Annotated in this window: 28 protein-coding genes; 12 read left to right on the forward strand and 16 right to left on the reverse strand. The window is 73.0% G+C overall.

From position 1 onward, the window contains the following. Positions 1 to 5 precede the first annotated feature (5 nt). Positions 6 to 833, reverse strand: coding sequence for an ABC transporter permease (locus ACFYNU_RS07290; RefSeq protein WP_356585001.1), 828 nt, complete (start codon positions 831 to 833; stop codon positions 6 to 8). Then, positions 830 to 1,741 carry an ATP-binding cassette domain-containing protein gene (locus ACFYNU_RS07295; RefSeq protein WP_356585002.1) on the reverse strand — a complete coding sequence of 304 codons (912 nt, stop codon included), beginning with the start codon at positions 1,739 to 1,741 and terminating at the stop codon, positions 830 to 832. Before ACFYNU_RS07295 ends, ACFYNU_RS07290 begins: the two co-directional genes overlap by 4 nt. 133 nt (positions 1,742 to 1,874) lie before the next feature. Here ACFYNU_RS07295 and ACFYNU_RS07300 point away from each other — a divergent pair, with 133 nt between their 5' ends. Together ACFYNU_RS07300 and ACFYNU_RS07305 are read left to right on the forward strand one after the other, a co-directional pair. Beyond that, entirely contained in the window at positions 1,875 to 3,086 is a 1,212-nt protein-coding gene (locus tag ACFYNU_RS07300) for a sensor histidine kinase (protein ID WP_356585003.1), read from the forward strand. Further along, positions 3,083 to 3,775, forward strand: a complete 693-nt coding sequence (locus ACFYNU_RS07305; RefSeq protein ID WP_356585004.1) for a response regulator transcription factor — start codon at positions 3,083 to 3,085, stop codon at positions 3,773 to 3,775. Before ACFYNU_RS07300 ends, ACFYNU_RS07305 begins: the two co-directional genes overlap by 4 nt. Before the next feature lie 28 nt (positions 3,776 to 3,803). Here ACFYNU_RS07305 and ACFYNU_RS07310 read toward each other — a convergent pair whose 3' ends face one another. Both ACFYNU_RS07310 and ACFYNU_RS07315 read right to left on the reverse strand, forming a co-directional pair. Then, positions 3,804 to 4,814: a hypothetical protein gene (locus ACFYNU_RS07310; RefSeq protein WP_356585005.1), complete on the reverse strand. Its 1,011-nt coding sequence runs from the start codon at positions 4,812 to 4,814 to the stop codon at positions 3,804 to 3,806. A 198-nt stretch (positions 4,815 to 5,012) separates the two neighbouring features. Then, the gene (locus ACFYNU_RS07315) at positions 5,013 to 5,852 is read right to left on the reverse strand and encodes a helix-turn-helix transcriptional regulator (RefSeq protein WP_356585006.1); all 840 of its coding nucleotides are present in this window, start codon (positions 5,850 to 5,852) and stop codon (positions 5,013 to 5,015) included. Positions 5,853 to 5,981: 129 nt separating this feature from the next. On the opposite strand from ACFYNU_RS07315, the gene ACFYNU_RS07320 reads away from it, so the two are divergent. Beyond that, entirely contained in the window at positions 5,982 to 6,776 is a 795-nt protein-coding gene (locus tag ACFYNU_RS07320) for a hypothetical protein (protein ID WP_356585007.1), read from the forward strand. Between the two features lie 265 nt (positions 6,777 to 7,041). Further along, the gene (gene ligD, locus ACFYNU_RS07325) at positions 7,042 to 8,049 is read left to right on the forward strand and encodes a non-homologous end-joining DNA ligase (RefSeq protein WP_356585158.1); all 1,008 of its coding nucleotides are present in this window, start codon (positions 7,042 to 7,044) and stop codon (positions 8,047 to 8,049) included. Positions 8,050 to 8,161: 112 nt separating this feature from the next. Here ligD and msrA read toward each other — a convergent pair whose 3' ends face one another. Together msrA and ACFYNU_RS07335 are read right to left on the reverse strand one after the other, a co-directional pair. Next, positions 8,162 to 8,689, reverse strand: a complete 528-nt coding sequence (gene msrA, locus ACFYNU_RS07330) for a peptide-methionine (S)-S-oxide reductase MsrA (protein ID WP_356585008.1) — start codon at positions 8,687 to 8,689, stop codon at positions 8,162 to 8,164. A gap of 54 nt (positions 8,690 to 8,743) precedes the next feature. After that, positions 8,744 to 9,724 (reverse strand): metalloregulator ArsR/SmtB family transcription factor, encoded by a 981-nt coding sequence (locus ACFYNU_RS07335; RefSeq protein WP_356585009.1) that lies wholly within the window; start codon positions 9,722 to 9,724, stop codon positions 8,744 to 8,746. Positions 9,725 to 9,779: 55 nt separating this feature from the next. On the opposite strand from ACFYNU_RS07335, the gene ACFYNU_RS07340 reads away from it, so the two are divergent. Further along, positions 9,780 to 10,547, forward strand: coding sequence for an SDR family NAD(P)-dependent oxidoreductase (locus tag ACFYNU_RS07340; RefSeq protein WP_356585010.1), 768 nt, complete (start codon positions 9,780 to 9,782; stop codon positions 10,545 to 10,547). 1 nt (position 10,548) lies between these two features. Beyond that, complete coding sequence (locus ACFYNU_RS07345) at positions 10,549 to 11,814, forward strand: MFS transporter (protein ID WP_388765430.1); 1,266 nt, start codon at positions 10,549 to 10,551, stop codon at positions 11,812 to 11,814. On the opposite strand, the gene ACFYNU_RS07350 is transcribed toward ACFYNU_RS07345, so the two are convergent. Continuing rightward, a complete protein-coding gene (locus tag ACFYNU_RS07350) occupies positions 11,760 to 12,386 on the reverse strand; it encodes an NAD(P)-binding domain-containing protein (RefSeq protein ID WP_356585011.1) in 627 nt (208 codons plus the stop codon). The two genes, ACFYNU_RS07345 and ACFYNU_RS07350, sit on opposite strands and share 55 nt — an antisense overlap. A 189-nt stretch (positions 12,387 to 12,575) precedes the next feature. Here ACFYNU_RS07350 and ACFYNU_RS07355 point away from each other — a divergent pair, with 189 nt between their 5' ends. Next, complete coding sequence (locus ACFYNU_RS07355) at positions 12,576 to 13,004, forward strand: DUF2267 domain-containing protein (RefSeq protein WP_356585012.1); 429 nt, start codon at positions 12,576 to 12,578, stop codon at positions 13,002 to 13,004. 57 nt (positions 13,005 to 13,061) lie between these two features. After that, positions 13,062 to 14,186: an acetate/propionate family kinase gene (locus tag ACFYNU_RS07360; RefSeq protein WP_356585013.1), complete on the forward strand. Its 1,125-nt coding sequence runs from the start codon at positions 13,062 to 13,064 to the stop codon at positions 14,184 to 14,186. Positions 14,187 to 14,332: 146 nt separating this feature from the next. Here ACFYNU_RS07360 and ACFYNU_RS07365 read toward each other — a convergent pair whose 3' ends face one another. The 5 genes from ACFYNU_RS07365 to ACFYNU_RS07385 form a co-directional block, all read right to left on the reverse strand. Further along, a complete protein-coding gene (locus ACFYNU_RS07365) occupies positions 14,333 to 14,644 on the reverse strand; it encodes a hypothetical protein (protein WP_356585014.1) in 312 nt (103 codons plus the stop codon). 42 nt (positions 14,645 to 14,686) lie between these two features. Further along, complete coding sequence (locus ACFYNU_RS07370) at positions 14,687 to 15,202, reverse strand: hypothetical protein (protein ID WP_356585015.1); 516 nt, start codon at positions 15,200 to 15,202, stop codon at positions 14,687 to 14,689. Next, positions 15,186 to 15,677, reverse strand: a complete 492-nt coding sequence (locus tag ACFYNU_RS07375) for an RNA polymerase sigma factor (RefSeq protein ID WP_356585016.1) — start codon at positions 15,675 to 15,677, stop codon at positions 15,186 to 15,188. The genes ACFYNU_RS07370 and ACFYNU_RS07375 overlap by 17 nt, the downstream gene beginning before the upstream one ends. Positions 15,678 to 15,845: 168 nt before the next feature. Then, positions 15,846 to 16,478 (reverse strand): class F sortase, encoded by a 633-nt coding sequence (locus tag ACFYNU_RS07380; protein WP_356585017.1) that lies wholly within the window; start codon positions 16,476 to 16,478, stop codon positions 15,846 to 15,848. Next, the gene (locus ACFYNU_RS07385; protein ID WP_356585018.1) at positions 16,475 to 16,864 is read right to left on the reverse strand and encodes a sortase-dependent protein; all 390 of its coding nucleotides are present in this window, start codon (positions 16,862 to 16,864) and stop codon (positions 16,475 to 16,477) included. Before ACFYNU_RS07385 ends, ACFYNU_RS07380 begins: the two co-directional genes overlap by 4 nt. A gap of 390 nt (positions 16,865 to 17,254) precedes the next feature. On the opposite strand from ACFYNU_RS07385, the gene ACFYNU_RS07390 reads away from it, so the two are divergent. From ACFYNU_RS07390 to ACFYNU_RS07405, 4 genes are all read left to right on the forward strand, one after another. After that, a complete protein-coding gene (locus ACFYNU_RS07390; protein WP_356585019.1) occupies positions 17,255 to 17,617 on the forward strand; it encodes a hypothetical protein in 363 nt (120 codons plus the stop codon). Further along, positions 17,601 to 18,170 (forward strand): DUF664 domain-containing protein, encoded by a 570-nt coding sequence (locus tag ACFYNU_RS07395; protein ID WP_356585020.1) that lies wholly within the window; start codon positions 17,601 to 17,603, stop codon positions 18,168 to 18,170. Before ACFYNU_RS07390 ends, ACFYNU_RS07395 begins: the two co-directional genes overlap by 17 nt. Before the next feature lie 105 nt (positions 18,171 to 18,275). Then, the gene (locus ACFYNU_RS07400) at positions 18,276 to 18,893 is read left to right on the forward strand and encodes a TetR family transcriptional regulator (RefSeq protein ID WP_356585021.1); all 618 of its coding nucleotides are present in this window, start codon (positions 18,276 to 18,278) and stop codon (positions 18,891 to 18,893) included. Continuing rightward, positions 18,890 to 20,104 carry an MFS transporter gene (locus ACFYNU_RS07405; RefSeq protein WP_356585022.1) on the forward strand — a complete coding sequence of 405 codons (1,215 nt, stop codon included), beginning with the start codon at positions 18,890 to 18,892 and terminating at the stop codon, positions 20,102 to 20,104. Before ACFYNU_RS07400 ends, ACFYNU_RS07405 begins: the two co-directional genes overlap by 4 nt. Positions 20,105 to 20,161: 57 nt before the next feature. Here ACFYNU_RS07405 and ACFYNU_RS07410 read toward each other — a convergent pair whose 3' ends face one another. The 4 genes from ACFYNU_RS07410 to ACFYNU_RS07425 are packed head-to-tail and all read right to left on the reverse strand — an operon-like array spanning position 20,162 to position 24,057. Continuing rightward, positions 20,162 to 21,034: an MOSC domain-containing protein gene (locus ACFYNU_RS07410; protein ID WP_356585023.1), complete on the reverse strand. Its 873-nt coding sequence runs from the start codon at positions 21,032 to 21,034 to the stop codon at positions 20,162 to 20,164. A 19-nt stretch (positions 21,035 to 21,053) separates the two neighbouring features. Beyond that, positions 21,054 to 22,130 (reverse strand): insulinase family protein, encoded by a 1,077-nt coding sequence (locus ACFYNU_RS07415; RefSeq protein WP_356585024.1) that lies wholly within the window; start codon positions 22,128 to 22,130, stop codon positions 21,054 to 21,056. Beyond that, a complete protein-coding gene (locus ACFYNU_RS07420; RefSeq protein WP_356585025.1) occupies positions 22,127 to 23,287 on the reverse strand; it encodes a pitrilysin family protein in 1,161 nt (386 codons plus the stop codon). Before ACFYNU_RS07420 ends, ACFYNU_RS07415 begins: the two co-directional genes overlap by 4 nt. Beyond that, a complete protein-coding gene (locus tag ACFYNU_RS07425; protein WP_356585026.1) occupies positions 23,275 to 24,057 on the reverse strand; it encodes a DUF5944 family protein in 783 nt (260 codons plus the stop codon). Before ACFYNU_RS07425 ends, ACFYNU_RS07420 begins: the two co-directional genes overlap by 13 nt. Between the last annotated feature and the right edge of the window lie 14 nt (positions 24,058 to 24,071).

A 24,071-nucleotide genomic window follows, 5' to 3' on the forward strand; every position in this document is an offset into this window, starting at 1 on the left:
CACCCCTAGGGCGCCGGGTCGCGGTGGTGGACGGCCGCCACCGCGACCAGTACCGCGAGGAGCGCCCAGAGCCCGTACACCAGCCACGAGCCGCCGATCGTCGCGGGATGGAGCGGGGGGACCGGGGAGTCGCGCACCCGTACCAGTTCGGACCAGGCGCCCTGGGGCAGGGCGTGCAGGAGCGAGGCGGTCCAGTGGCGGCCCGCGTCGAGGAGGGACGGCAGGACCAGCAGAAGGAGGGTGAGCGTCACGATCGTCGTCGCGGTGTGCCGGATCAGCGCTCCGAGGCCCATGCCGACGAGCGCGCACACCGGGGCGAGCAGCGCCGACGCCAGGATGACGCGGAGGGCGCCCGGGTAGTCGAAGGGCAGGCCGACGTGGTGGGCGGAGAGGATCGCCTGGGTCACGGCGAACGAGGTCACGGCGGCGACCGCGCCCAGCGCGGTGGTGACCGCCGTGACCACGACGGCCTTGGCGGCCACCACCGACCGGCGGGCCGGTACGGCGGCGAACGTCGTACGGATCTGGCCGGTGCCGTACTCCCCCACCAGTGTCAGCGCGCCGATGCTCGACGCGGCGAGCATGAGGACCATCGCCCCGCCGATGGTGAAGGCGTCCCGCAGGGCCCAGATCGGGACGAACAGCTCCCGGATCCCCTCGGAGTAGCCGGGCCAGTTGTGGTGGTCGGCGACGGCGGCGTTCGTGTTGATCGCGACGACGAGCAGCGCGCTCACCGCGAGGGCCCAGGGAGTTGAGCGGAGCGACCACATCTTGAGCCACTCGGCGGCGATCAGATGGTGGAACCGGGCGCGGGGGTCGGCGGTCGCGTTCATCGTGGGTCCTCCGCGCCGTACTCGACGCTGTCGGCGGTGAGTTCCATGAACGCCTCTTCGAGCGAGGCGGCGTTGGTCGTCAACTCGTTGATCCTGAGGCGGTGTTGGTGGGCGAGTTCACCGATGCCCGTCGCGTCCGGGCCGGTCACCACGAGCAGGCCGCCCGCCGCCGCCTGTACGTCCGCGCCCCGGTCCCGCAGCAGCGCCATGAGCGCCGCGGTGTCCGGCGTCCGGACGCGTACGCTCGACCGGGTGCCACGGGCCGCGAAGTCCGACACGCTCTCGGCGGCGATCAGCCGGCCCCGGCCGATGACGACGAGATCGTCCGCGGTGCTCGCCATCTCGCTCATGAGATGGCTGGAGACGAACACGGTGCGTCCTTCGGCGGCCAGCCGCCGGAACAGCCCCCGCACCCACAACACACCTTCCGGGTCCAGGCCGTTGACCGGCTCGTCGAACAGCAGCACCGGCGGATCGCCGAGCAGCGCGGCGGCTATCCCGAGCCGCTGCTTCATGCCGAGCGAGAACCCGCCGATCCGGCGCCGGGCGGCGGAGGCCAGTCCCACCTCGTCGAGAACACGGTCCACCCGGCTCTTCGGCAGTGCGTTGCCGCGTGCCAGCGCGGCGAGATGGGCGCGGGCGGTGCGCCCGCCGTGGACGTCGTGCGCGTCGAGGAGGGCGCCGGCGTGCCGCAGCCCGCGCGGGCGGTCGCGGAAGGGGCGGCCGTCGATGGTGGCGGTGCCGCCGGCGGGCCGGTCCAGCCCGATGAGCAGCCGGAGCGTCGTGCTCTTGCCCGCGCCGTTGGGGCCGAGGAACCCGGTCACCCGGCCGGGGCGGACGGTGAAGCTGAGGTCCTTGACGGCGGTGGTCCCGCCGTAGCGTTTGGTGAGTCCGTTGACTTCGATCACCTGGCCAACAGTGGCCGGGCGGCGTGCCGTCCGGCATCGGGCCGGCGGCCACACCGGCGGGCGCGGAGGTGGCCCGTGGGCGTACGCCTGTCGGCCAATACCCCCTCGCCCCGCTGCCGGTTACGATCGGCGCATGTCGGCCACTCCACTCTTTTCGCAGCTCAGACGCCTGGACCGGCTCCGGAATCCCGTCGTGGCCTGGTGCGGTGGTATCGCCTATCCGCTCGTCCTGTGGTTCGCGGCGCACGGCGGTCCTGGCGACTCCGCGGGCCTGCGCTTCTTCCTCTCCGCCGTGGCCACCGTGCTGCCGGTCGCCCTGCTGCGACGCCATCCGCTGGCCGGTACGGCGCTGATCCTCGTCGGCACGTTCGCCGTCTCGGCGCAGCGGCCTCCGTGGGAGGTGGTGTATCTGCTGGTGCTGGTGAACGATCTCAGCGTGCTGGCGGTCGTGGCCTCCCGTGCCCGCCGGGTCGCGTTCGCCGCCGCCGTCCCGACGCTCCTCGTACAGATCGCGTCCGCCACCTACTTCACGTCCGGGATGAACGTCTTCGTCCGGACCCTGGTCGTCCTCGTCCTGGCGCTGGTCGCCGCCTGGATGATCGGGCTGTCGGTCGCGGAGCGCCGCGAGCACGCCGTGCGGCAGCGCACCCAGCTGGCGGCCCAGGCCGTCGCCGCCGAACGGCTGCGGATCGCAAGGGAGTTGCACGACATGATCGCCCACAGCGTCGGTGTCATCGCCATCCAGGCGGGGGTGGGCAGCCGGGTGATCGGCACCCAGCCCGACGAGGCCCGCAAGGCGCTGCTGAGCATCGAGGCCACCAGCAGGGAGACGCTCGCCGGGCTGCGGCGGACGCTCGGGACCCTGCGCCGTACGGGACCGGTTCCCGGCGCGGAGCCCGTATCGCTCGATCCCACACCGGGACTCGCGGACCTCGAACGGCTGACGGCGGCGACGGCGGCGGGCGCGGGGGTCCGGGTGGAGCTGCGGTGGCGCGGGGCGCGCCGGGCGCTTCCGGCGGACATCGACCTCTCGGCGTACCGCATCGTCCAGGAGGCGGTCACCAATGTCGTACGGCACGCGCGGACCCCGTCCTGCCGGGTGACGGTCGAGTACGGGCCCGAGGAGGTGTCCGTCGAGGTCGTCGACGACGGGCGTGGGTGCGAGCCCGCCGACATCGACCGGGCCGGAGGGTGGGGCCTGGTGGGTATGCGGGAGCGGGTCGGTCTGCTGGACGGCCGGCTGACCGCCGGACCGCGCCCGGAGGGCGGTTTCCGGGTGGCGGCGCGGCTGCCGGTGCCCGTCGTGGCGGGCGACGCGCTCGCGCGGCCGGAGGCGGCCCGGTGACGACGGAGGCGACGGGACACGGCCCTGCGGGGGCTCCGGTGCGGGTCGTACTGGCCGACGACCAGCCGCTGATCCGGTCCGGACTGCGTGTGCTGATCGCCGACCACCCCGACCTGGACGTCGTCGGCGAGGCGGGGACCGGTGCGCAGGCGGTGCGGCTGGTCAGGGAGTTGCGGCCGGATGTCGTCGTGATGGACATCCGGATGCCGGGCATGGACGGTATCGAGGCGACGGGGCTGATCACCGCCGTTCCGGGGTCGGCGCGGGTCGTGGTGCTCACGACGTTCGACGACGACGAGTACGTGTACGCGGCGCTTCGCGCCGGGGCGAGCGGCTTCCTCATCAAGGACATGTCCCTCGAAGGGATCCTCTCGGCGATCAGGGTGGTGGCGGCCGGTGAGGCGCTCATCGCCCCGAGCGTCACGCGGCGGCTGATCGAGGAGTTCGCCGCCCGGCCCGAACCGGCCCCGCCCGCACGGTCGGTGGCCGGTATCACGGAGCGGGAGCGCGAGGTGCTGGTGCTCGTCGGACGCGGGATGTCCAACGGTGAGATCGCCGAGCGGCTCGTCATCAGTGTGGCCACGGCCAAGGCCCACGTGGCACGGCTGTTCAGCAAGCTGGACGCCCGTGACCGGGTCCAACTCGTCATCATGGCCTACGAGATGGGCCTGGTGACCCCGCCCCGGTGAGGCCGTCGGCGGGGTCGCCGGGAGTCGGCTAACTGTGCGGCAGGGGCACGGTGGCGATGGTGAACGGCAGGGTCAGCGGCGGCTGTCCGGCCTGCCAGCGGTTGAACTGGCTGTTGACGACGAGGAGTCGGCCCTTCGGCGCCGCGTTGCCCCGGTCGGCGGGGTCGATCGCGACGGCGCTCGGGTGCTGGAAGCCTTCCCGCGGGACCAGCCCGGAGACGTAACGCCCCTGGGTCCGCTCGTCGTTCAGCTCCACCACCGCGACCTGCGCCTGTGCGCCGGGGCCGTCGAAGAGATTGCCCTGCGCCACATAGAGCCGTCCGTCGCGCCAGGCGAGACCGTCGCCGCCCAGGAGCCGGTGACCGCCGAGATCCACCTCGGTGACGGTACGGGTGGCCCGGTCGATCCGCCACAGCTGCCCGGTGTTGCTCTGGACGGTGAGCAGATGGGGGCCGAGGGCGAGGATGCCGTTGAGATTGTGCTGGCCGTGCACCCAGTCGACGGCGGAGCTGTCGACGTCGAGCCAGGGCCGCATCGTCCAGCGGCCGTCCTCCCGGGCCACGCGGTAGACGACGGGGCTGTAGGAGTCGGTGACGTAGGCCGCGCCGTCCTCGGCGAGGGTGACGTCGTTGACGAAGCCGCCCGGGGTGCCGGTGAGCCGGGCGAGCAGAGCGCCGGTTCGCGTGTCGTAGATCCGCAGGGTGCCGGTGTCACCGCCGCCCGCGAAGAGGCGGCCGTCGCCGTCCACGGTCATGCCGGAGGTGAAGGATCTGCCGTCCGTCCCGTCCGGCGACCAGACCGTGGCCTGGGGGCGGCCGGTGTGGCCCCGGTAGAGGGTGCCGTCCTCGGCGCTGCCGACGTAGTAGTGACCGGTACGCCGATCGAGGGCCAGGCCCGTCGGGAAGGCGCGGTCGCCGGGGACGACGTACCGGTCGGGGGCGGGGGTCGCCGTGGCGGCCGGGGCGGCCGGGGCGGGAGCGGGGGCGAGGGCGAGCATGCCCAGCGCCAGGGTGGTCAGACCGCTGACGAGCAGACGCATGAGGGTCCCTTTCGCGTACGGGGATCGATCGAACCTTGGCCCTCATCGTCGGCCGACCACCCGCCCGGTCCCGTCGCTCGGCCCGCCCCGGGGCGGCGGCCACCCGGGGCGGCGACGACCCGGGGCGCGGTCAACCTGGGTACGGACGCACCCACCCGGCGCCGGGTGGGTGTGCCCGCGCCGCCGCTCAGCTCTCGGTCAGTTCTCGGCCAGCTCCCGCAACGCCTTGTCCTCCGGTGTCCCCGGCGCCGCCGTGTAGACGAGCAGGCTCAGCTCCGCGTCCTGCGGGAAGTGGGTGATCTCGTAGCCGAGTCTGAGGAAACCGAGGTCCGGATGGTCGATGAGCTTGATGCCATGGGCCTTCGTACGGACGGTGTGCCGCGCCCAGTGGTGGCGGAACTCGGCGCTGTGCTCCCTGAGTTCGTCCACCAGCTCCCGTAACTCCGGGTCGTCGGGGAACAGCCCCGCCGCGATCCGCAGATTGCCCACGGCCTCGCGGGCGATCATGTCGCGGTCGGGGTAGCGGGCGCCGATCTCCTCGTCCAGGAGATGCAGCCGGCACATGTTGCGCTCGCGCGGCGGGAGCGCGCCGAAGTCGGTGATCAGTCCGCACACGGGGCGGTTCCACGCGAGGACGTCCATCCGGCGGCCGAGGGCGAGCGCCGGGGCCGTGATCCAGTCGAGAAGCCGCTGTACCTCGGGCCGTACGGGCGTACCGGACGCCCCGGGGACCGCCACCGCCCGTCCGCTCCCCGTCTTCTGCGGGCGGGCCAGCCGGAACAGATGCTCGCGCTCGTCCCTGTCCAGCCGCAGGGCGTCGGCGACAGCTCCGAGCACCGAGTCGGACACGCTGTGGTTGCGCCCCTGCTCCAGGCGTACGTAGTAGTCGACGCTCACCCCCGCCAGATGCGCCAGCTCCTCCCGGCGCAGTCCCGGCACCCTGCGCTGGCCGGATCCCGAGGCGTAACCGACGTCCTCGGGCTGGATCCTGGCTCGGCGCGAGCGCAGGAAATCACCCAACTCCCCTTGTTTCCCCATGCCGTTCATTGTCCATCGTGGGCCCGGCGGACCCAGGGTACGGCGGCACCCAGGTTCGCCGGGGCACAGGGAGCGGCCGGTCATCAGGGAGAACATGAAGCACCGAGCCATGGACGAGAGGTGGCAGTCATGCGCACAGGCACACCCGGCGTACGCGCCGTACGCAAGGTGTCGGTGCTGGTGGCAGCGGCGGCGCTGCTGCTGGCGGGACCGGCGCCCGCCGTCGCGACGGATCCGCCGCCCGATCCGGCTCCCGGCGGCCCGCAGCGGCCGTACGAGCCCGATGTCCCCGGCCCGCGCAACATCGACGCGCTGTCGGTGGCCGTCACACCCGACGGCGGTACGAAGCACGGCGTACGGGTGGCCTTCGACCGTACGAGCCGGTCCGACACGGGCGGGGCCCCGGCGGGCGCACGGCGTTTCGTCTTCCTCTTCGACGCGTCGCTCGACTTCCGTCCGGACGCCTTCCCCGTCTGTGCGCGCGAGGTGATCGAGACGGCGGGCGTCGGCGCGTGCCCGGACGGGTCGCGGGTCGGCCGGGGCACCAGCCATCTCCATCCGCAGGGCACGGCGGAGGTGGTGGCGTTCAACGCCCGCCACGCGAACGGCCTGCGCGGCGCCCTGGTCGTCATCCCCGCCTCGGGCACGATCCTGGAGCTGACCTGGGAGCGGGTCACCGCCGAGTACCGACAGCGCGGCTACGAGTGGGCACTGGACGAGATCCTGCCGGTGACGGCCGTACCTCCCGAGGACCGGGTGGGAACGTCGCGGTTCCAGCTGGAGTGGGGCGCCACCCGCAGGGCCGGCGGCCGGGACGTCAGCTTCGCCCGACTGACCGGTGACCGGGACGAGAAGCTGCGGTTCGGGCTCTGGAGCGAGTTCGTCACCGGTCAGATCGCACTTCCACGCGCGTCGGTGCGCTGAGCGTCGACGCACGTGGTCGGGGTGCGGGGGTCGAAGGGCCAGGGGGTAGTCCTTCGGCCCCCGTCGCACCACGGGCGCGGCGGCGGGAGCGGCAGAAGCGTGCGCGGCAGAGGCGTGCGCGGCGGCGCGGCGGACAGGGCCCAACGGGTGATCGGCCATGCGCGCACGCGCACCTCGCGCCTCTTCCCGGGGAGCCTCCTCCCGTGGCCGCCGAAGACGGCCCGCGAACCCCGAGAGAAAGAGGCGAGGCCCCATGAGCAGCCCCATGAGCAGCCTCCTGGACACGCTGCCCGCCGACGAACGGCGCAGACTGGGCCACACCCGGTCCGGCGCCCTGCTGGCGTCGGCGCCGATGCTCGCCACCCTGACCGACCGGCGGATCTTCGGCGACGGCTGGCTGTTCGAGCGCAAACTGGACGGTGTCCGGGTGCTCGCCGTGCGCGACGCCTCCGGCGTACGGCTGCTGTCGCGCACCGGACGGCGGCTCGACACCACCTATCCGGAGATCGTGGACGCCCTGGCCGCGCAGGACTGCCCGGACTTCACGGTGGACGGCGAGGTCGTCGCGTACGCCCACGGCCGTACCGACTTCGCCCTGCTCCAGCGGCGGATGGGGATCGCCGACGCGCGCCGGGCGCGCGCCACCGGGGTGGCCGTCACGTACTACCTGTTCGATCTGCTGCGGCTCGACGGCGCCGATCTCACCGCGATCTCACTGCGCTCGCGCAAGTCGCTGCTGCGCAGGGCGCTGACCTTCCGGGCGCCGCTGCGCTTCACACCGCACCGCAACGCGGGCGGTCAGGAGCTGCTGGACCGGGCGTGCGCCGACGGCTGGGAGGGACTGATCGCGAAACGCGCCGCGGGGCGTTACGAGCCCAGGCGCTCGTCGGGATGGCTGAAGCTCAAGTGCGAGCGGGGGCAGGAGTTCGTCATCGGCGGCTACACGGAGCCGTCGGGCTCCCGCGTGGGCTTCGGCGCGCTGCTTCTGGGGCACTACGAGGACGGCCGGCTGCGGTACGCGGGCAAGGTGGGTACGGGGTACGACCACGCGACGCTGGTGGAGCTGCGCCGGCGTCTCGACGAGGCCGCGACACCGCGCTCGCCGTTCGCCGATGTGGTCAAGGAGCGGGCTCCGCACTGGTCGGAGCCCCGGCTCGTCGCCCAGATCGCGTTCACCGAGTGGACCCGGGACGGGATGCTGCGCCACCCGCGGTTCGTGGGGCTACGGGACGACAAGAACCCGGCGGACGTGGTGCGGGAGAGACCGGCCTGACGGATCGGTGACGCGGCCCGATCGCTCAACAGGCCGCTCGCCCGACAGGCCGATCGCCGGACAGGCCGCCGCTCTCAGCAGCCCGTCCGGCGATCGGTGGCGGAAGCGTCGGTCAGGACGCCTGTCGCTCGCTGCGGGCGGGCAGCTTCCAGCCCGGCCGGATGAAGTGGCAGGTGTATCCGTCGGGGTAGCGGATCAGATAGTCCTGGTGCTCGGGTTCGGCCTCCCAGAAGGCGCCTGCCTCGGCGACCTCGGTGACGACCTTCCCCGGCCACAGGCCGGAGGCCTCGACGTCGGCGATCGTGTCCTCGGCGATCCGCTTCTGCTCGTCGCCGATGTAGTAGATGGCCGAGCGGTAGCTGAGGCCGATGTCGTTGCCCTGACGGTTGAGCGTCGTGGGGTCGTGGATCTGGAAGAAGTACTCAAGGATCTGGCGGTAGCTGGTCTTCTCGGGGTCGAAGACGATCTCGATGCCCTCGGCGTGCGTTCCGTGATTGCGGTACGTCGCGTTCGGGATGTCACCACCGGTGTAGCCGACCCTGGTGGAGATCACCCCCGGCAGACCGCGAATCAGATCCTGCACACCCCAGAAGCAGCCGCCCGCGAGGACCGCTTTCTCCGTAGCCGTATCTGTGCTCATGTATGACTCCCTCCTCCTTACATACGGTACTGCGCCGGGAGACCGCTCAGCCGGTCAGCCGGTCAGCCGGTCACCGAGCGGGCTGCGGCGATAGAGCACCTGACGGCCGTCGCGCGCCCTGGTCACCAGTCCGGTCGCGTGCAGCACCCGCAGATGCTGGGAGACGGCGCTCGGCGTCACCCGGAACCGGCGGGCGATCTCGATCGTGGGCAGCGGTTCGCCGAGGAGGTGCAGCAGCCGTGCGCGGGTCGCGCCGAGGAGCGAGACGAGGGCCGGTGCGTCGGGGACGGGCGCCGGGGTCCAGAGCGTGGCCACGCCACGGCTGGGATAGACGAGCAGCGGCGGTTCCTCGGCGCTGACCGGCGGCGCGGGCTTGTGGGCGAAGGCGGACGGCACCAGCAGCAGTCCCCGGCCGGCCGCCGCGGCGTCGTACCGGCTGATCATCTTGTCGATGTACAGGACGCCGTTTCGCCAGCGCAGGTTCGGATGCATGTCGGCGAAGAGCAGCCGCGCGCCGCCGACCGCCAACTGCCGTGCCCGGTACGTCATGTCGGCTTCCAGCAGCAGCCGCATCCGTGTCCAGGCGGGCTCGACGGCGAGGTGCCAGTACTGCCGCAGGAGTGCGCAGAGTGTGTCGCGGAGCGCGGCGACGGGCGCGTCGTCGGCGGCGACGGCGTCCCGCAGGGCCTCGGGGAGCGAGGCGGGTGGGTGGACGGCCGTCAGGTCGCGGCGGACGAGGGCGGGAGGCGTCCGCCGTACGGTGGCCAGCTCCTCCTCGAAGGACGGGGCGAAGGTGGTGGGGCGCGGCGTCAGGAAGTCGGGCAGGGTCAGCCGGTCGCCGACCACGGACATCAGCGGGCCGATGTCCGGTGCCGTGCCGCCCAGCTTGTCGAGCACCGATCTGCGCCACGGCAGATGCAGCGCCGACAGCCCGGGATCGCGCAGGACCCGCAGGCTCAGCACGGTCTCGTTCAGGGGCGAGAGCGCGAACCGGGTGTCCGCCAGGTCCTCGACACCCAGCTGGTAACTGATCATTAAGCCATACGCTACATCTGTTGGCGGACGGGTGGCGATGCCGTGGACTGCCCGCATGACATCGACATCACCCTTGCGCCGTACGGCGATCGTGACCGGCGCGGCACGCGGTATCGGCGCCGCCGTGGCCCTGCGGCTGGCCCGTGACGGCCTGGCGGTCGGCGTGGTCGACCTGGACGAGGCGGACTGCGCGGGCACGGTGGAGGCCGTCGAACGTGCCGGCGGGTCCGCGACGGCGGTCGGCGCGGATGTCGCCGACGAGGACGCGGCGACCGCCGCCGTCGCCCGGGTCGCCGACGTACTGGGACCGCCGACCGTCCTGGTCAACAACGCCGGGATCGGCCCCCGCGCCGAACTCGTGGACCTGACCACCGAGCAGTGGGACACCGTCCTCGGGACCAATCTGCGCGGCCCGTTCCTCCTCACCCGGGCCGTCGGCCCGCATATGGTCGCGGCCGGCTGGGGGCGGATCGTCAACATGTCGAGCCTCTCGGCGGTCGGTGACAAGGCCCGTGTCGACTACGGGAGTTCGAAGGCGGGGCTGATCGGCTTCACCAAGTCGCTCGCCCTCCAGCTCGGCCGGCACGGTGTGACCGCCAACGCCGTCGCCCCGGGCTTCGTCGTGAGCGAGATGACCCGGACGTCGGCGCGCCGGCTCGGCCTGGACTTCGAGGAGTTCCGGCGCGAGGCGGAGCGCTCCATACCCGTCGGCCGGGTGGGTGTGCCGGAGGACATCGCGCACGCGGTGTCGTTCCTGGTGAGCCCCGATGCGGGGTTCGTCTCGGGACAGGTGCTGTACGTCGCGGGCGGGCCGGTCGACTGAGGTGGCCGTCGAACTGGACCGGCGTACGCTTCTGATCCTCGCCGTGACCTGCGGCACGGCCGTGGGCAACATCTACTTCCCGCAGGCCGTGGGCCCGCTGATCGCCGCCGGGCTCGACACCTCCCCCGAGTCGGCCTCTCTCGTGGTGACCGCCACTCAGATCGGTTACACGGCGGGCGTGTTCCTGCTGGTGCCGCTCGGCGACCGGCTCCCCCACCGCCCGTTCCTGGTCACGCTGCTCACGCTCACCGGTGTGGGACTGGCCCTCGCGGGATGCGCGCCCGCGCTGCCGCCGCTGGTCGCCGCGGGCGCGCTCGTCGGAGTCGCCTCGGTGGCCGCCCAGATCATCGCGCCGCTGGCGGCGGGGCTGGTGGGGCCCGAGCGCCGTGGGGCGGTGATGGGGACATTGCTGAGCGGTTCGATCGGCGGCATGCTGCTGGCCCGCACGTTCAGCGGGTCGCTCGGCGAGTGGCTGGGCTGGCGTGCCCCGTATCTGGTGGCTGCCGTCTTGGCACTGCTCCTCGCCGTGGTCCTGCGCCACACCCTGCCCGCCACGACGCCGCCCTCACGGGAGCCGTATCCGGCGCTGCTCGCCGCGTCGGTACGGCTGCTGCGTACGGAACCCGAGTTGCGCCGCTCCTGCCTCTACCAGGCCACGGTCTTCGCCGGCTTCTCCGCCGTCTGGACCTGTGTGGCGCTGCTGCTCACCGGCCCCGTCTACGGGATGGGCGCGCAGGCGGTCGGGGCGCTCGCCCTGATCGGCGCGGCGACGATGGTCTGCACCCCACTCGCCGGCCGGCTGGTGGACCGCCGGGGGCCGGATCCGGTGAACCTCGTCTGTCTGCTGGGGGTGCTGGTCTCGGCGGCGCTTCTGGTCCCCGGGGAGCTGGGCGGTGCGCCCGGACTGGCCGCCCTGGTCGTGGGGACGCTGCTGCTCGACGTCGCGATGCAGTCGGGCATGGTGGCCAACCAGGCCCGTGTCCTGGCCCTGCGTCCCGAGGCCCGCAGCAGGCTCAACACGGCGTACATGTCGTGCTCCTACCTCGGCGGCAGCGCCGGCTCCTGGCTCGGGGTGTGGATCTACGGCCGGAGCGGGTGGCGGGGCGTGTGCGCGCTCGTGGCGCTGCTCGCGGCGGTGGCGCTGGTCCGTCATCTGGTCGCGCCGTACGGCCGAAGGGTCCTGAGCCGGCGGCCGGTGGCAGCGACGGCGTCTCAGGAGCTGTGCAGCCGCGCGTCGAGTTCGTGGGCCGACAGCTCGACGCCGTAGACGTCGGTGCCGGGCTGGTGTTTGCGGCCTCCCCCGCCGAGGTGGCCGGCGTTCACCGGGTCGAAGCCGATGTCGCGGATCAGACCGGCCACCACGGCGACGGCCTCCTCGTCGTCGCCGGAGATCGGGATGGCCAGACGGTCCGGGTCCCCCTTGGGGCGGCCCCGGTCGCGCAGGGTCTGCCAGTTGATGGCGTTGAACGCCTTGACCAGGTTGGAGTCCGTCAGGGCCCGCACCTTCTCGCTGGAGGTCGTGGAGTCGTCGTCCAGGTCGGGCTCGTGGCCGTCGCGCTGCGGGTAGTAGTTGCAGGTGTCGATGACGACCTTGTCGCGCATCCGGGCGGCGGGCAGATCGCGGATGTGCCCGTACGGGATCGACACGACGACCACCTGGCCGAACCGGGCCGCCTCCTCGGCGCTGACCGCCCGCAGCGGACCGCCGATCCCGGCGACCAGCTCCGTCAGCGTCTCGGGGCCGCGTGAGTTCGCGAGGGCGACGTCATGGCCGATGCCGGCGAAGTGCCGCGCGAGCGTCGAGCCGATACGGCCCGCTCCGATGATTCCGATCCGCATGGTGCCTCTCCTGCTTGGGGGTCGTGGGCCGCCGGACACGGCCGCCGCCCGCTACGGGTCGCCTCCATGACTAGCCGAATGACGGAGCCCCAAACTTGCCGGAACGCGGGGCCGGACTCACCCTGAGGCTGCGGGCCACGGCCGACGCGGCAGGCGCCGGGGACCGTCACGTCCGGAGAGGATCACGCCATGCACCACGACGAGCTGATCGGCAAGATTCAGGCGCTCGCCCAGCTGCCGGACCGTGGATCCACCGAGCGGGCGACCCAGGCCGTACTGCGGACCCTGGGTGAGCGGCTGCCGGCCGGGCTCGCCGACCATGTGGCCGCGCAGCTGCCGCCGGACCTGGCCGCCGCCCTGCGGCTGCCGGCGGAGTTCGCCGCGGCGAACGGGCGGGACGCGGGCTCCGGCGAGCGGTTCGACCTGATCGCCTTCACGGGCCGGGTCGCGGACCGCGCGGGCACCACGGAGGACGCCGCGCTGCGTGAGTCTGCGGCGGTGCTTGAGGTGCTGGACGCGGCCCTCGCCCCCGAGCTGATGAACAAGATCGCCGCCGCACTGCCCGTGGACATCGGCGCGCTGCTGCCCTCGGGCCGCGCCACGGGCGATCCGGGCTGACGCGCGCGCTCCGAGGCAGGAAGAGCCGACAGGAAGAGCTGAGAGGAAGGGCATGTCGTGGCCGCTGGTGAGCGTGAACCCGTGCTGGTGGCGGACGCCGGGTCCTCCAGCGTGCACCTGACCGTCTTCGCGAACGACGGCACGGCCCTCGCCTCGTACGACGACATGTCGGCGCCGGGCGACAACATGGCGGGGCAGCTGCGGGACCTGCTCAGATACGCCCCGGCCCCGGCGGCGGTGGGACACCGGATCGTGCACGGCGGCCCGGAGTTGCGGCGGCACACGCTGGTCGACGACGACGTCCGGGACGCCCTCCAGCGCACGGCCGACCTGGCGCCCTCGCATGTGCCACCGGCCCTGCGCGTCCTGGACGCGGCCCGTGAGCTGCTGCCGAACGTGCCGCACGTCGCCTGCTTCGACACCGTCTTCCACGCCGGACTGCCCCCAGCGGCGCGGGAGTTCGCGGTGCCGGAGACCTGGCGCGGCGAGTTCGGCGTACGGCGCTACGGCTTCCACGGCCTGTCGTACGCCTGGGCGCTGGACCGCACGGCCGATCTGCTCCGGCGGCGGCCGAGGAGCCTGCGGATCGTCATCGCGCATCTCGGCGGCGGCTGCTCCGTGTGCGCGGTGCGCGACGGCAGGAGTGTCGACACCACCATGGGTTTCACTCCACTGGACGGTCTGGTGATGAGCCGTCGCAGCGGCGCCGTCGATCCGGGCGCCCTGATCTGGCTCCAGACCCGGCACGGCCTGTCCGCCGAGGACATCGACGACGCCCTGAACCACCACTCGGGGCTGCTGGCCCTGTCCGGGACGTCCGGCGACACGCGGGACCTGGTACGCGACCGGGCGGCCGGCGACGAGCGGGCCGCGCTGGCGCTGGACGTCTTCACCCACCACTGCCGCCGTGGCATCGCCGCGATGGCCGCGTCCCTGGACCGCGTCGACGCGGTCGTGTTCACCGGCGAGATCGGCGAGGACCAGCCGGAGGTACGCGAGGAGATCTGCGCGCGGCTCGGCATCCTCGGTGTCGCCGGCGGGCTGCGGGTGCCGGAGGCGGCCGACGACGCGCCGGCCCAGCTGGTCAGCGCGGCGGGGGCGGCGGTCCCGGTGGTCGTCGTGCCCACGGGGGAGGCGCGGCAGATCGACCGGGAGACGCGCCGGCTCCTGAGCACCCACTGAACCGCCCGACTCAACGCCCTCACCCCACAGGCGCCCGTCCCAGGCGCCCGTCCCGAAGCGGCAGCACATGTCCGGCCGTCGGACAGCTGAAGGCCGTGGCGGGTCATCGCGCCGTGGCCTTCCGGGGCGTCTCGGGCCCGCGCCCTTCAAGGGCGCTCGGCCGCCCGCCCGGGACGGCGGATCCGGACCACTCCCGCGTCGAGGTCCACGCGGAAGGGAGGTTCCTCGGCCGGCCTGACGTTCTTCCGCACGCGCTCCTCCGCCATGGCGCGCTTGCCGGCCTGAGCGCCCGGAGAGATCTCCTGGAGGAAGTCGGCCCCGATGGACGAAAGACCCTTGCGCTTGCGCCAGTAGATCCAGCCGCGCCTCTCCGTCCACAACAGGATCTGGTCCAAGAGGAACGCGCCCGCGCCCAACACCGCCACCACGCCCGCGACTTGCCACACCGTGTTCGCCATACCGAATCAACTGCCCGGGCCCCAGCCGGTGTTCCCGTGCTGTCAGCAGCAGGCTGTCGGCGGTTCGCTCACGCCCGCGCCGCGCGGATCGGGCGCTCCTCGGTCGGGCGACGGAGCACCGCGCCCCGTTTCCCGCTGGACGGCAGACGGTTCGGCGGAGAGGTCACCGGGTGCCTGCGCGGACGGGCTGCCAGTCGGGAGCGCGGCGTCGTCGGGCCCGTCGCTCCGCTGCGGGTTCGGGGTGACGAGGTCGGGTGACTGCGGCGGGGTGGGCGCGGGTGAGGTACTACGCGTGGCCGGTGGGGCGAGGGGGACCGTCGGGGCCACGGGGCCGTCGGAGCCTGTCGCGAGATGGAACGGCAGCGCGACCAGTGCGACGGCGGCGCACGACAGACCGACTCCGGCGGCGGCACGGAGCACCCGGCGGCGCGCGGCGCTGCGGCGGATGGTCTCGTACCGGCGCGGGGGCGGGCCGAGGATGTCGGACGTGGGCCGCAGGAGGACGGCGAGAGGGTCGTCGGGGTCGAACTCGGGCCCCTCGTCAGCGCGTGTGGTCAAGGCTTCCCCTCAGATGGGCGCGGAGCAGTTCGCGGGCCGCGTGGAGGTCGGCCTTGACGGTTCCTTCTTTACGCCCGGTCAGCACGGACACCTCCCGGATCGGCATGTCGGCGTAGTAGTGCAGCAGGATCGGGACGCGCAGACGTTCCGGCAACGACTGTACGAGCATCCGTACGGACGGATCGGTCTGCTCGGTGTGGGAGCCGGTGGCGGCTTCCGAGGTGATACGGCGCATGGCCTTGCGTTCGCGCTCCAGTTTGCGCCAGTGGTCCCGGACGATGTTGGCCGCCGTGACGTACAGGAAGCCGCGCGGTTCCTGTACGGAGGTCCAGCGCGACCAGAGCCGGGTGAACGCCTCGGAGGCGATCTCGTGGGCGGTCTCGTCGTCGTCGACGAGCCTGCGGCACCAGCCGGCGAGGCGCGGGTAGAGGGCGGCGAACAGGTCGGACGCCTCCTTGTCGCGGGACCGTTTCAACGCTCTCCATGGCCGTGGCCGCAGTGGGGGGTTCGTGGTGTTCGTAGAGGAAGAGCCCGGACCGGAGGTGTTCGTTCCACTCCCCCGGTCCGGGATCGGGTGTCCGGACTCCGACGCCCGCGTCCCTGTCGGGATCCGGCGCCGGGATCCGGTGTACGCGACGGCCCGTCAGGGACCGTTCGCCGCGATCATCGTGGCGAAGACGATCAGGTTGTCGACATAGCCGTCATCGGTGAGCCGGCCGCCGCAGGTGATGAGCCGCAGCTCAGGACGGTCCACGTCGCCGTAGACGTCGTCCGCCGGGAAGTCCGCCTTCGCGATCGCCCGCACCTCACCGACGGCGAACGCCGCCTCCGCGCCGTTCTCCAGACGCGCCGTGATCCTGTCGCCCCGGCGCAGCCGCGCGAGGTCCCGGAAGACCCCGTCGCCGTAGGAACCGACGGTGACATGACCGACGATCACCGACGGGCCGACCCGACCCGGCGTCGGCGAGTGCTCGTACCAGCCCGCCCGGTCGTCCGCCTCGATCGGAGGCACCGCCATGGTCCCGTCCGCCGCCAGCCCCAGCCGCATGACCGGGGTGTCGACCTCGATGGCCGGGATCAGCAGTCGGACCGGGACCGAGCGCCCGACGGGCTTGGCCGTCCGTCGCGCCCCACCCTTGTCGGCGGGCGGCGCGGGCGGTGCCTTGTCCGCGTCGCCGGGCCCGCGCGCGGCCCGATCGGTGCCGGGGCCGCCGCAGCCCGCGAGCAGTGCGGCCAGCGCCCCGGCGGTGAAGGCGCGCCTGGAGAGCGGGGTCACGCCTCGTTCGCTCGCCGACGGCGTACGACGAAGACCCCCGCGCCACCCGCGAACAGGGCCGCGGCGCCGGTACCGATCAGCACGCTGTCGGCCGAGCCGGACCGCGCGGACGCGGGGCCAACGCCGGTGTCGGGCGCGCCCTCCGGTACGACGGCGACCTGGGCGGGAGCGTCACCGCGGGACGGCACGGCGCTCGGACCCCGGTCGGGGGTCTTCTGCGACGGGGCGGCCGAAGGTGCCTGGCCCGCCTCGTCGGTGGGCGGCGTGGAGGTGCTCGGGCGGCTGGGCGCCGCGCTCGGGGTCGCGTCGTCGGCGAACGCCGGGACGGCGCCCGCCAGTACGGCGGTACTCGCGAGCACCAAGGCGCTCAGAACAGTTCGGCGCATGAATCGCTCTCTTTCGTCGTCCACCCGCCCGCCCAGGGACTCGGCGGGCGGCGGGGGTTACAGATCGGGGGGAGAGACGAGGCAGCCCCGGGGCGGGTTGTAAAGGAATGGCAAAGTCACTGGAGGCGTCCCTGGAGGGGCGGTTGGGGCCCGCCGCGCCGGTCCGCGCGGCCGGGCGAGCGGGCGGCCGGGCGGGCAGGCGAACGAGCGCACCGGCAGACCGGAGACAGGGCGGACCGACATGCTCCGGCGACGGGCATCGGGAAACGGCGGGAAATGTCCTGGCTCTTGACAGAACCGGCACGGAATTACAGCCTATGGCAACGTTGTCAGACGGCCTGTGCAGGCCGTTTGCTCTTGAGGGCTTCCCTGAAATGGATCACGTCACTCATGCCGAACCAGTCATCTCACCCTTCCCGCAGGGCAGTTGTCGCCACCGGCTCGACCTTGCTCGCCGGCCTCGGCCTCGGGGTCGCGCTCCCCGGAACGAGTCATGCCGCCGGCAGCGCGCTCGCCGCCGGCCCGGCGCGCGGCCGGGGCGAACTCGCCGCGTACCGCCCGGTCCAGGTGTCGTCGGTCGACCACGCGCCCAACCCGGCCGAGTTCGTGGTCGACAAGCTCGAGGTCCGTACGGAGTCCCGCCGGGGTCCCGGCCGTGGCATCCGCCACGGCCGGGGCCGGACGGCGCCGAGGCGTCCGGCAAAGAACTGGCGGGCCCTCGTTCCCGGGGACGAATATGGCTCGCATGAGTGAACAACCCGCATGCTGGACCCGGGCGACCGTCTACCCCGACATGTGGACCGACCCGGACGACGACCCCCGCGACAACGAGGCGGTCGGTCCGGACGGTGAACTCGCCACGCTCCAGGACTTCCTGGCGAACTACCGGCTGACCCTGCGGATGAAGTGCGAGGGCCTGGACGCGGAGCAGTTGGCCCGCCGGTCGGTTCCGCCGTCGACGATGTCGCTGCTCGGCCTCGTCCGCCATCTCGCCGAGGTCGAGCGGGACTGGCACAACTGGATCAGGGACGGCGATCCGCTCCCGAAGTTGTACGGGGTGCGTGACGGTGACTTCGACGGGGCCGTCGCCGAACAGGCCGTGGTCGACGAGGCGTACGCCTCCCTGACGCGCGAACAGGCCGCGACCGACGCCGCGTTGGCCGCGCACCCGGATCTGGGCGAGCGGCTGGGCAAGGACAGGATCGCGGTGCGGGAGCTGATGGTGCACCGGATCGACGAGTACGCCCGGCACTGCGGGCACGCCGATCTGCTGCGCGAGTGCGTCGACGGCAGGGTGGGCCAGTGACGGGCGGCTGAGACCGGCCGGCCCCGGTCTCAGCCGCCCGGCATTTCCGAACGTTTGACCGGCCCATGGTTTGCTTTCATACGTGCATGCATGTATGAAAGGGGTATGCGTCGAACAGCCGAGGAAGCCGCCCAGACAAAAGCAGCCCTCCTGGATGCTGCCCTGTTCCAGTTCGCCGAGCACGGAGTGGCGGCGACGAAACTGGCGGACGTCGCCCAGCGCGCGGGGCTGACACGCGGCGCCGTGTACCACCATTTCACCGACAAGACGGCTCTGCACGCCGCTGTCATCGCCAACTCCTGGGACTCCGTGACGGCACCGGTCTGGGCCGTGCTCGACTCCGACGGGTCCATCGAGGACCGGCTGCGCGAATTCCTCGTCAGCTGGCTGCGCCGGCTCCGCGAGGACAGGCACTTCCGCGCGCTGCTCACCATCACGCTCAACGCCTCCTACGGTCCGGATCAGCCCGGGGGCGTCTCCGAAGGGCGGGCCTCCAAGTCGTACGGGCTCGCCGACTGGCTGCGGCGGCTCGAAGACTTCCTGGCCGGGAAGCGGGACGGCGGCCAGGCCGGCGGCGCCCACGCCGAGGACCCGTCCGGCGCCGCCGCGGGCCTTCTCGCCTGGCTCTGCGGGACCGCGCTGCTCGCCGCCACAGATCCGGATCTTCTACCTCCGAGCGATGCCACGGGCGTCGCTCTCCCGCTTCGAGGGGCTCTTCCATGAAACAAGCAGTCACCCCCACCAAGCCCGGCGCGGCCGTCACGGTCACGGCCATCGCGCTCGGTGTCGACATGTTCCTCTACGGCAGTATCGTGCCGCTGCTGCCCGACCTCCCCGCCGTGCACGGTTCGCCGTTCATCGCGGGCGCGCTCTTCGCCGTCTACGCCGTGGCACTCCTCGGCGCGACCCCCTTCATCGGCGTGTGGGTCGACCGCTCAGGGCCCCGCGCACCCATGCTGGCCGGCCTCGTGGGGCTCGCCGCCGCGACGGTGCTCTTCGCCGCGGCGATCGATGTCGCGGGCGCGACCGGACTGACGTTACTGCTGCTGGCACGGGCCGCCCAGGGCGTCGCCGCGGCGGCTTCCTGGACCTCGGGCCTCGCACTCATCGCCGCCACCCATGAGCCCGGCCGGCGCGGCAAGGTCATGGGATTCGCGCTCTCGGCGGTCGGCGCGGGCATCCTGCTCGGCCCCGCCGTCAGCGGTGTCCTCACCGACGCGTTCGGCCCGCACGCGCCGTTCCTGGTCATCGCGGCGCTCGCGGCGGCCGACGCGGTCGCCCGTGTCGTACTGATCAGGGGCACGACGACCGCCGACGTACGCACCCCCTACCGGGTCATGATGCGCGGCCCCCACATCGGGCTGCTCATCGCGCTCACCGCCACCGGCGCGGCGGCGATCGCCTTTCCCGAGCCGGTACTTCCACTGCATCTGGACGGTCTCGGCATCGGCACCACCGGGATCGGACTGGCCTTCGCGGCAGCCGCGCTGGGCGGCAGCCTCGCCGCTCCGCTCGCGGGCATGATCACCGACCGCGTGGGGGCGTCCCGGATCGCGGGCATCGGCGCCGCCGTCACCGCCGTCGGCTTCCTTCTGTCGGGGCGCGACTCCACGTTCTGGTCGGTCACCGGCCTGGTCGTCGTCGGCTTCGGCGCCCAGTTCGTCCTCGCCCCCACGCTGGTGCTGATCGGCGCGCTCGCCGAACACACCCGGCCCGCCGCCTACGGCGCCGCGTACGCCATCTACAACCTCGCGTACACCGGCGGCCTCGCGGTCGCCCCGCTGCTGGCGGGCGCCACGGCGAGCGGGCTCGGTGTCTCCAGGACCACGATGGTGGCCGGCGCGCTGGCCGCCGTGGTCGCGGTGGTCATGTTCACCCGCCGGCAGCGGGTGACCGGCGAACTGGCCACCGAGGCACCACGGATCGAGGCCTGACGCAGGCCGGGTCCGGGCGGCCGAAGGGCGCCCGGACCCGGAGGACTTCCGGGCTGTTCAGGCCTCCGCGTCCTCGACCTCGGCCAGGTCCGTGTGCTCCACCCGGCCCGGCCGCTCCACCGACGCGTAGAGGCCGACCTGATGGCCGAAGTCGCGGTGCACCGTACGGAGCAGGCCGCGTGCGGCCGGCAGGCCCTGCTGGGGCTGGGACACCATGACGCAGCGCGGGCAGTCCGCCTCGACGCGCAGCACCGCCGAGCCGATACGTATCCGGCGCCCCACCCAGTCCGGTGAAGCCGGGCCCTCCAGAAGGAGGTTGGGCCGAAAGCGCCGGGGGTCCACATCCGGCGGAGGCGGTTCGGCCCTGGCCAGCGCCTGGAGTTCGCCGGTGGTGATCAGATGCACGGGGTACGCGTCGAAGTACGTGCCGGGCATGGTCTGGTACTCGGCGATCTCCGGCGGAAGCGCCGAGAGGTCCGGCATGTCGGCCAGGTCCGCCACCCCGAAGAGCTCCTTGAGATAGCGCTCGACGTCCTCGGGCCAGGCGCGTACGTAGTGCGCCCGGTCCTCCTGCGCGGACAGCAGGGGCCACAGCGTGACCTTCCTGCCGAGGTGCGCGGACAGTACGTCGTGGACGGCCGGGTCGTCGGAGCCGACCGATCCCGATCCCGCGCCCGGCAGGCGCAGTTCGACACCGGCGGACCGGCCCCCGGCGCGCACCGCCTCCGGTGGCCGGGCGTAGCGGACATGGATGTCGAGCATCGCGGGGAGCTTGCGGGCGTCGGCGATGCACGCGCGTTCCTCGTCACGCAGTGCCCAGCAGCGGTCGCCCAGGAGCCCGGCCGTCGTGACCGCGCAGCCGGTGAGTTGCTCGCCCGCCATGCTCTTGACGGGATACCGCCAGATCTCTTGGATCGCGAAGCTGTTCACGAGTCCCCTCCCGAGCTGTTCACGCTTCCCCTCCCAGGTCGTTCCCGCCGATATGGCGGCGTGCGACGGCCGCCACCAGGTCCGGTGTGACGGCGCCGACGTGACGGGCGTACTCGGTGATACCGCCGGGGTCGGCCCCCGCGATCTCGTAGCCGCACAGCCGCTCCGTGACACCGCGTCCGCTCTGGAGGGACCGGTGGTTGCCGATGATGAGGCGTTCCTTGGCGGAGTCGACGAGCGTGGTGTCGAACGCACCGCGTCCCAGGGTGCGCAGCACCTCCCCCGTCCGCTCGGCCACCTCGTCCTCCGTGCCGGGCGCGCAGGCGGCGAAACAGGCGCCGTAGCCGCCCTCGGCGAACTCCCGGCTGAACGCGGCGAGCGAATAGGTGAGCGCGTACTCGCCGCGCAGCCGCCGGTCGAGCATGCCGTCGCGACCGCCGAGCAGGGCCCAGGCGACGTGCAGGGCGTACTTGTCCTCGGAGCCGAGGCCGACGCCCGGTGTGCCGAGGAGATGGCAGGCGGCCCCGCCCTCGGCCGGGAGCCGGACGCGGACCGGGCGACGCGCTGACGGCGGCGGGCGGGGAACGTCGGGGCGTGGCCCGAGCAGGTCGCGTGCCGCCGCGGTCACGTCGGCCGGTTCGCAGCCGGTGGCGTGGGCGATCCGTTCGTCGTGGCCGACGCCGTAACGGTGCCGGTCGCCGAAGAGCGCGCGGCGTACGGCGTCCGACCAGCGGGCGGAGGGCGGCGTTCGGGACAGGAAGTTTCGCCGCACGGTCGCGAACTCCCCTTCCTCCAGGGCGTGTTCCGCGACGGCGGCGAACCAGTCGGCGACGCCGCGCAGTACGTCGTGGTCGCCGGGCGCGGCCTCGGCGGTGATGCCCGCGTAGTCCGGTGTGACCACCGGTTCCGTCCTGACGGGCGTGCGGGCGCGCCGTGCCTCGGCGCCGACACCGCGCGCCCACGCCGCCGCGACGAGGGGGGCGGCGAGTACGCTCGCACGGCTCGCGCCGGCCAGCGGCAGTCCGAGGGTGGCGGCGGCGACGGCGTGGCCGCCGACGACGCTGTTCACCAGGACCGGCGCGACGGGGGCCGTCATGTCGCCGGGCCTTCGGGCGGGGCGGCGGCGAACCCCCGCCGCCACCCCGCGATCGCCTCGGCCACCTCCGCCACGCCCGTCGCCGCCAGCGACCGGGCGGCCGGGGCTCGGTCGGACACGTCGGCGACGGACTGCTGTATGTCCTCGGCGGAGCGCAGCTCGGGGATGAGCGCCTCCGTACGCAGCAGGGCCGCCCCGTCCGGCCCGAGCAGCAGGTCGTGTACGGCCCGCAGTGCGGCGGCGACCGAGCGGACGGCCGCCGTCTCGTCGGCGGCCGACAGCATGACCCAGGTGCAGGTGCGGTTCCGCAGCCGGAGCCGTATCACGTCGATGCCCCGGGCCGCGCGTAGAAAGCGCCGGGCAAGGGCGAGTCCGGCGGCCGAGCCCGCGCCGTGGGTGGTGGTGGGCTCGGTGAAGCCGATGGCGACGACCCGTCTCCCTGCGCCCGCCGTCCGCGACACCACCGTGTGCCCGTCCGGCGGCGGCGCGGCGTAGCGCTCCGTACGGGGACGGTCCGGCGCCCACGGCCGCGCCCACTCGGCGAGCGCGGCGAGTTCCTCGTCCACCCGGTCCGAGGCGAGGACGAGCGTGGCGCGCGAGGGGCGGTACCAGCGGGAGTGGAAGCGGTGCACGGCCTCGGGGGTCAGCCCGTCGACCGTCCCGGGGTCGCCGAGCACCGGATGGGCGTACGGGCTGTCCGGCCACAGCGCGGCGAACATCGCCTCCTGCACCCGCCATCGCACGTCTGCGGTGCGCTGCGCGCGCTCCCGCCGGATCGCGGCCAGTTCGTCGTCGAGATCCCGTGTGTCCGGCCTCAACTGCCGGAAGGCGGCGCCCAGGACGGCCGCGGCCGTGGCGATGTCGCCGGTGCGCACCAGGATGTCGTACGCGGTGTGCGGTCTGCCGGTGGCGGCTTCGACGAGCGCCCCGTCCGCGACCCGGCCGCCGCCCATCGAGCACCGTACGACGAGGTGTTCCAGGACATGGGCCAGTCCGTGTTCGCCGGGCGCCTCGTCGGCGCTGCCGACGTCGAGGCGCAGGCGCAGGGCGGCCAGCGGCGCGCCCGGCCGGTGCGCGCCGACGAGTTCGAGCCCGTTGTCGAGCACCAGGTGCCGCGGCCGGGTCGTGTCGCGGGGCCCGCCCGTCAGGACGGACACCGGTCCGCCTCGGTGGAGACCAGGGTCACCACGGTCTGGGCCAGCAGCCGTTGTCGGTCGTCGACGGCGATGACGACCCAGTCGCCGGGCGCGAGTTCGTCGTTGTCGTCCAGCGGCATGTCCAGATGCGTCCCGGGGGCCTCGGGCGTGCACACCAGGTCCCGCACGTGTGTCACGCCGATCGCCTCCCAGGCGATCGACAGCCGCAGCGATTCGGTGAGGTCCCGGCAGACCAGGGAGAACCGCGCCACCCGGCGGCCGTCCGCGTCGCGCGTCACCTCGAAGTCGGCGGCGGCGAGGCGCTGCGGACAGACGTACTTCTCGGTGAAGGGATAGGGGACATGGCGCCCCTCGCGGTCGAACACCACGGCGGAGCTGGCCAGCAGCAGGTTGTCGCTGTCGAAGACGGACCCGTGGAAGTAGTCCCGCTCCTGGCCCTCCTCGAAGAGCACCAGCAGCTCCGTGGTGGCGGCGGTCGTCTCCGGGGTGAGCGCATGGCGGCGTTCGCGTGACTCGTCACGGTCGACGAAGAAGAACTTGTGCGTCACGGTGACCGGCCCGGTGAGCTTCGGCGCCGTACTGGTGAAGCGCAGCCGTACCCCGCCCGGGAGCGTCTCGCTCTCCACGGAGCACCGAACGGGCGAGACGTCGCGGGGCAGTTGGCGGCTGGTGACATGCCGGGCGAACGCCTCGGCGATGTCGGCCGTGTCCGCGAAGTCGTCGTTGCGGACGACGGACAGACAGGGGTACGCGAGGAATGAGGACGCCATCGGAACTCCTTGTC

Origin of the sequence: Streptomyces sp. NPDC006643 (assembly GCF_042870175.1) — a bacterium.
In the GTDB taxonomy this organism is placed as follows: Bacteria; Actinomycetota; Actinomycetes; order Streptomycetales; family Streptomycetaceae; genus Streptomyces.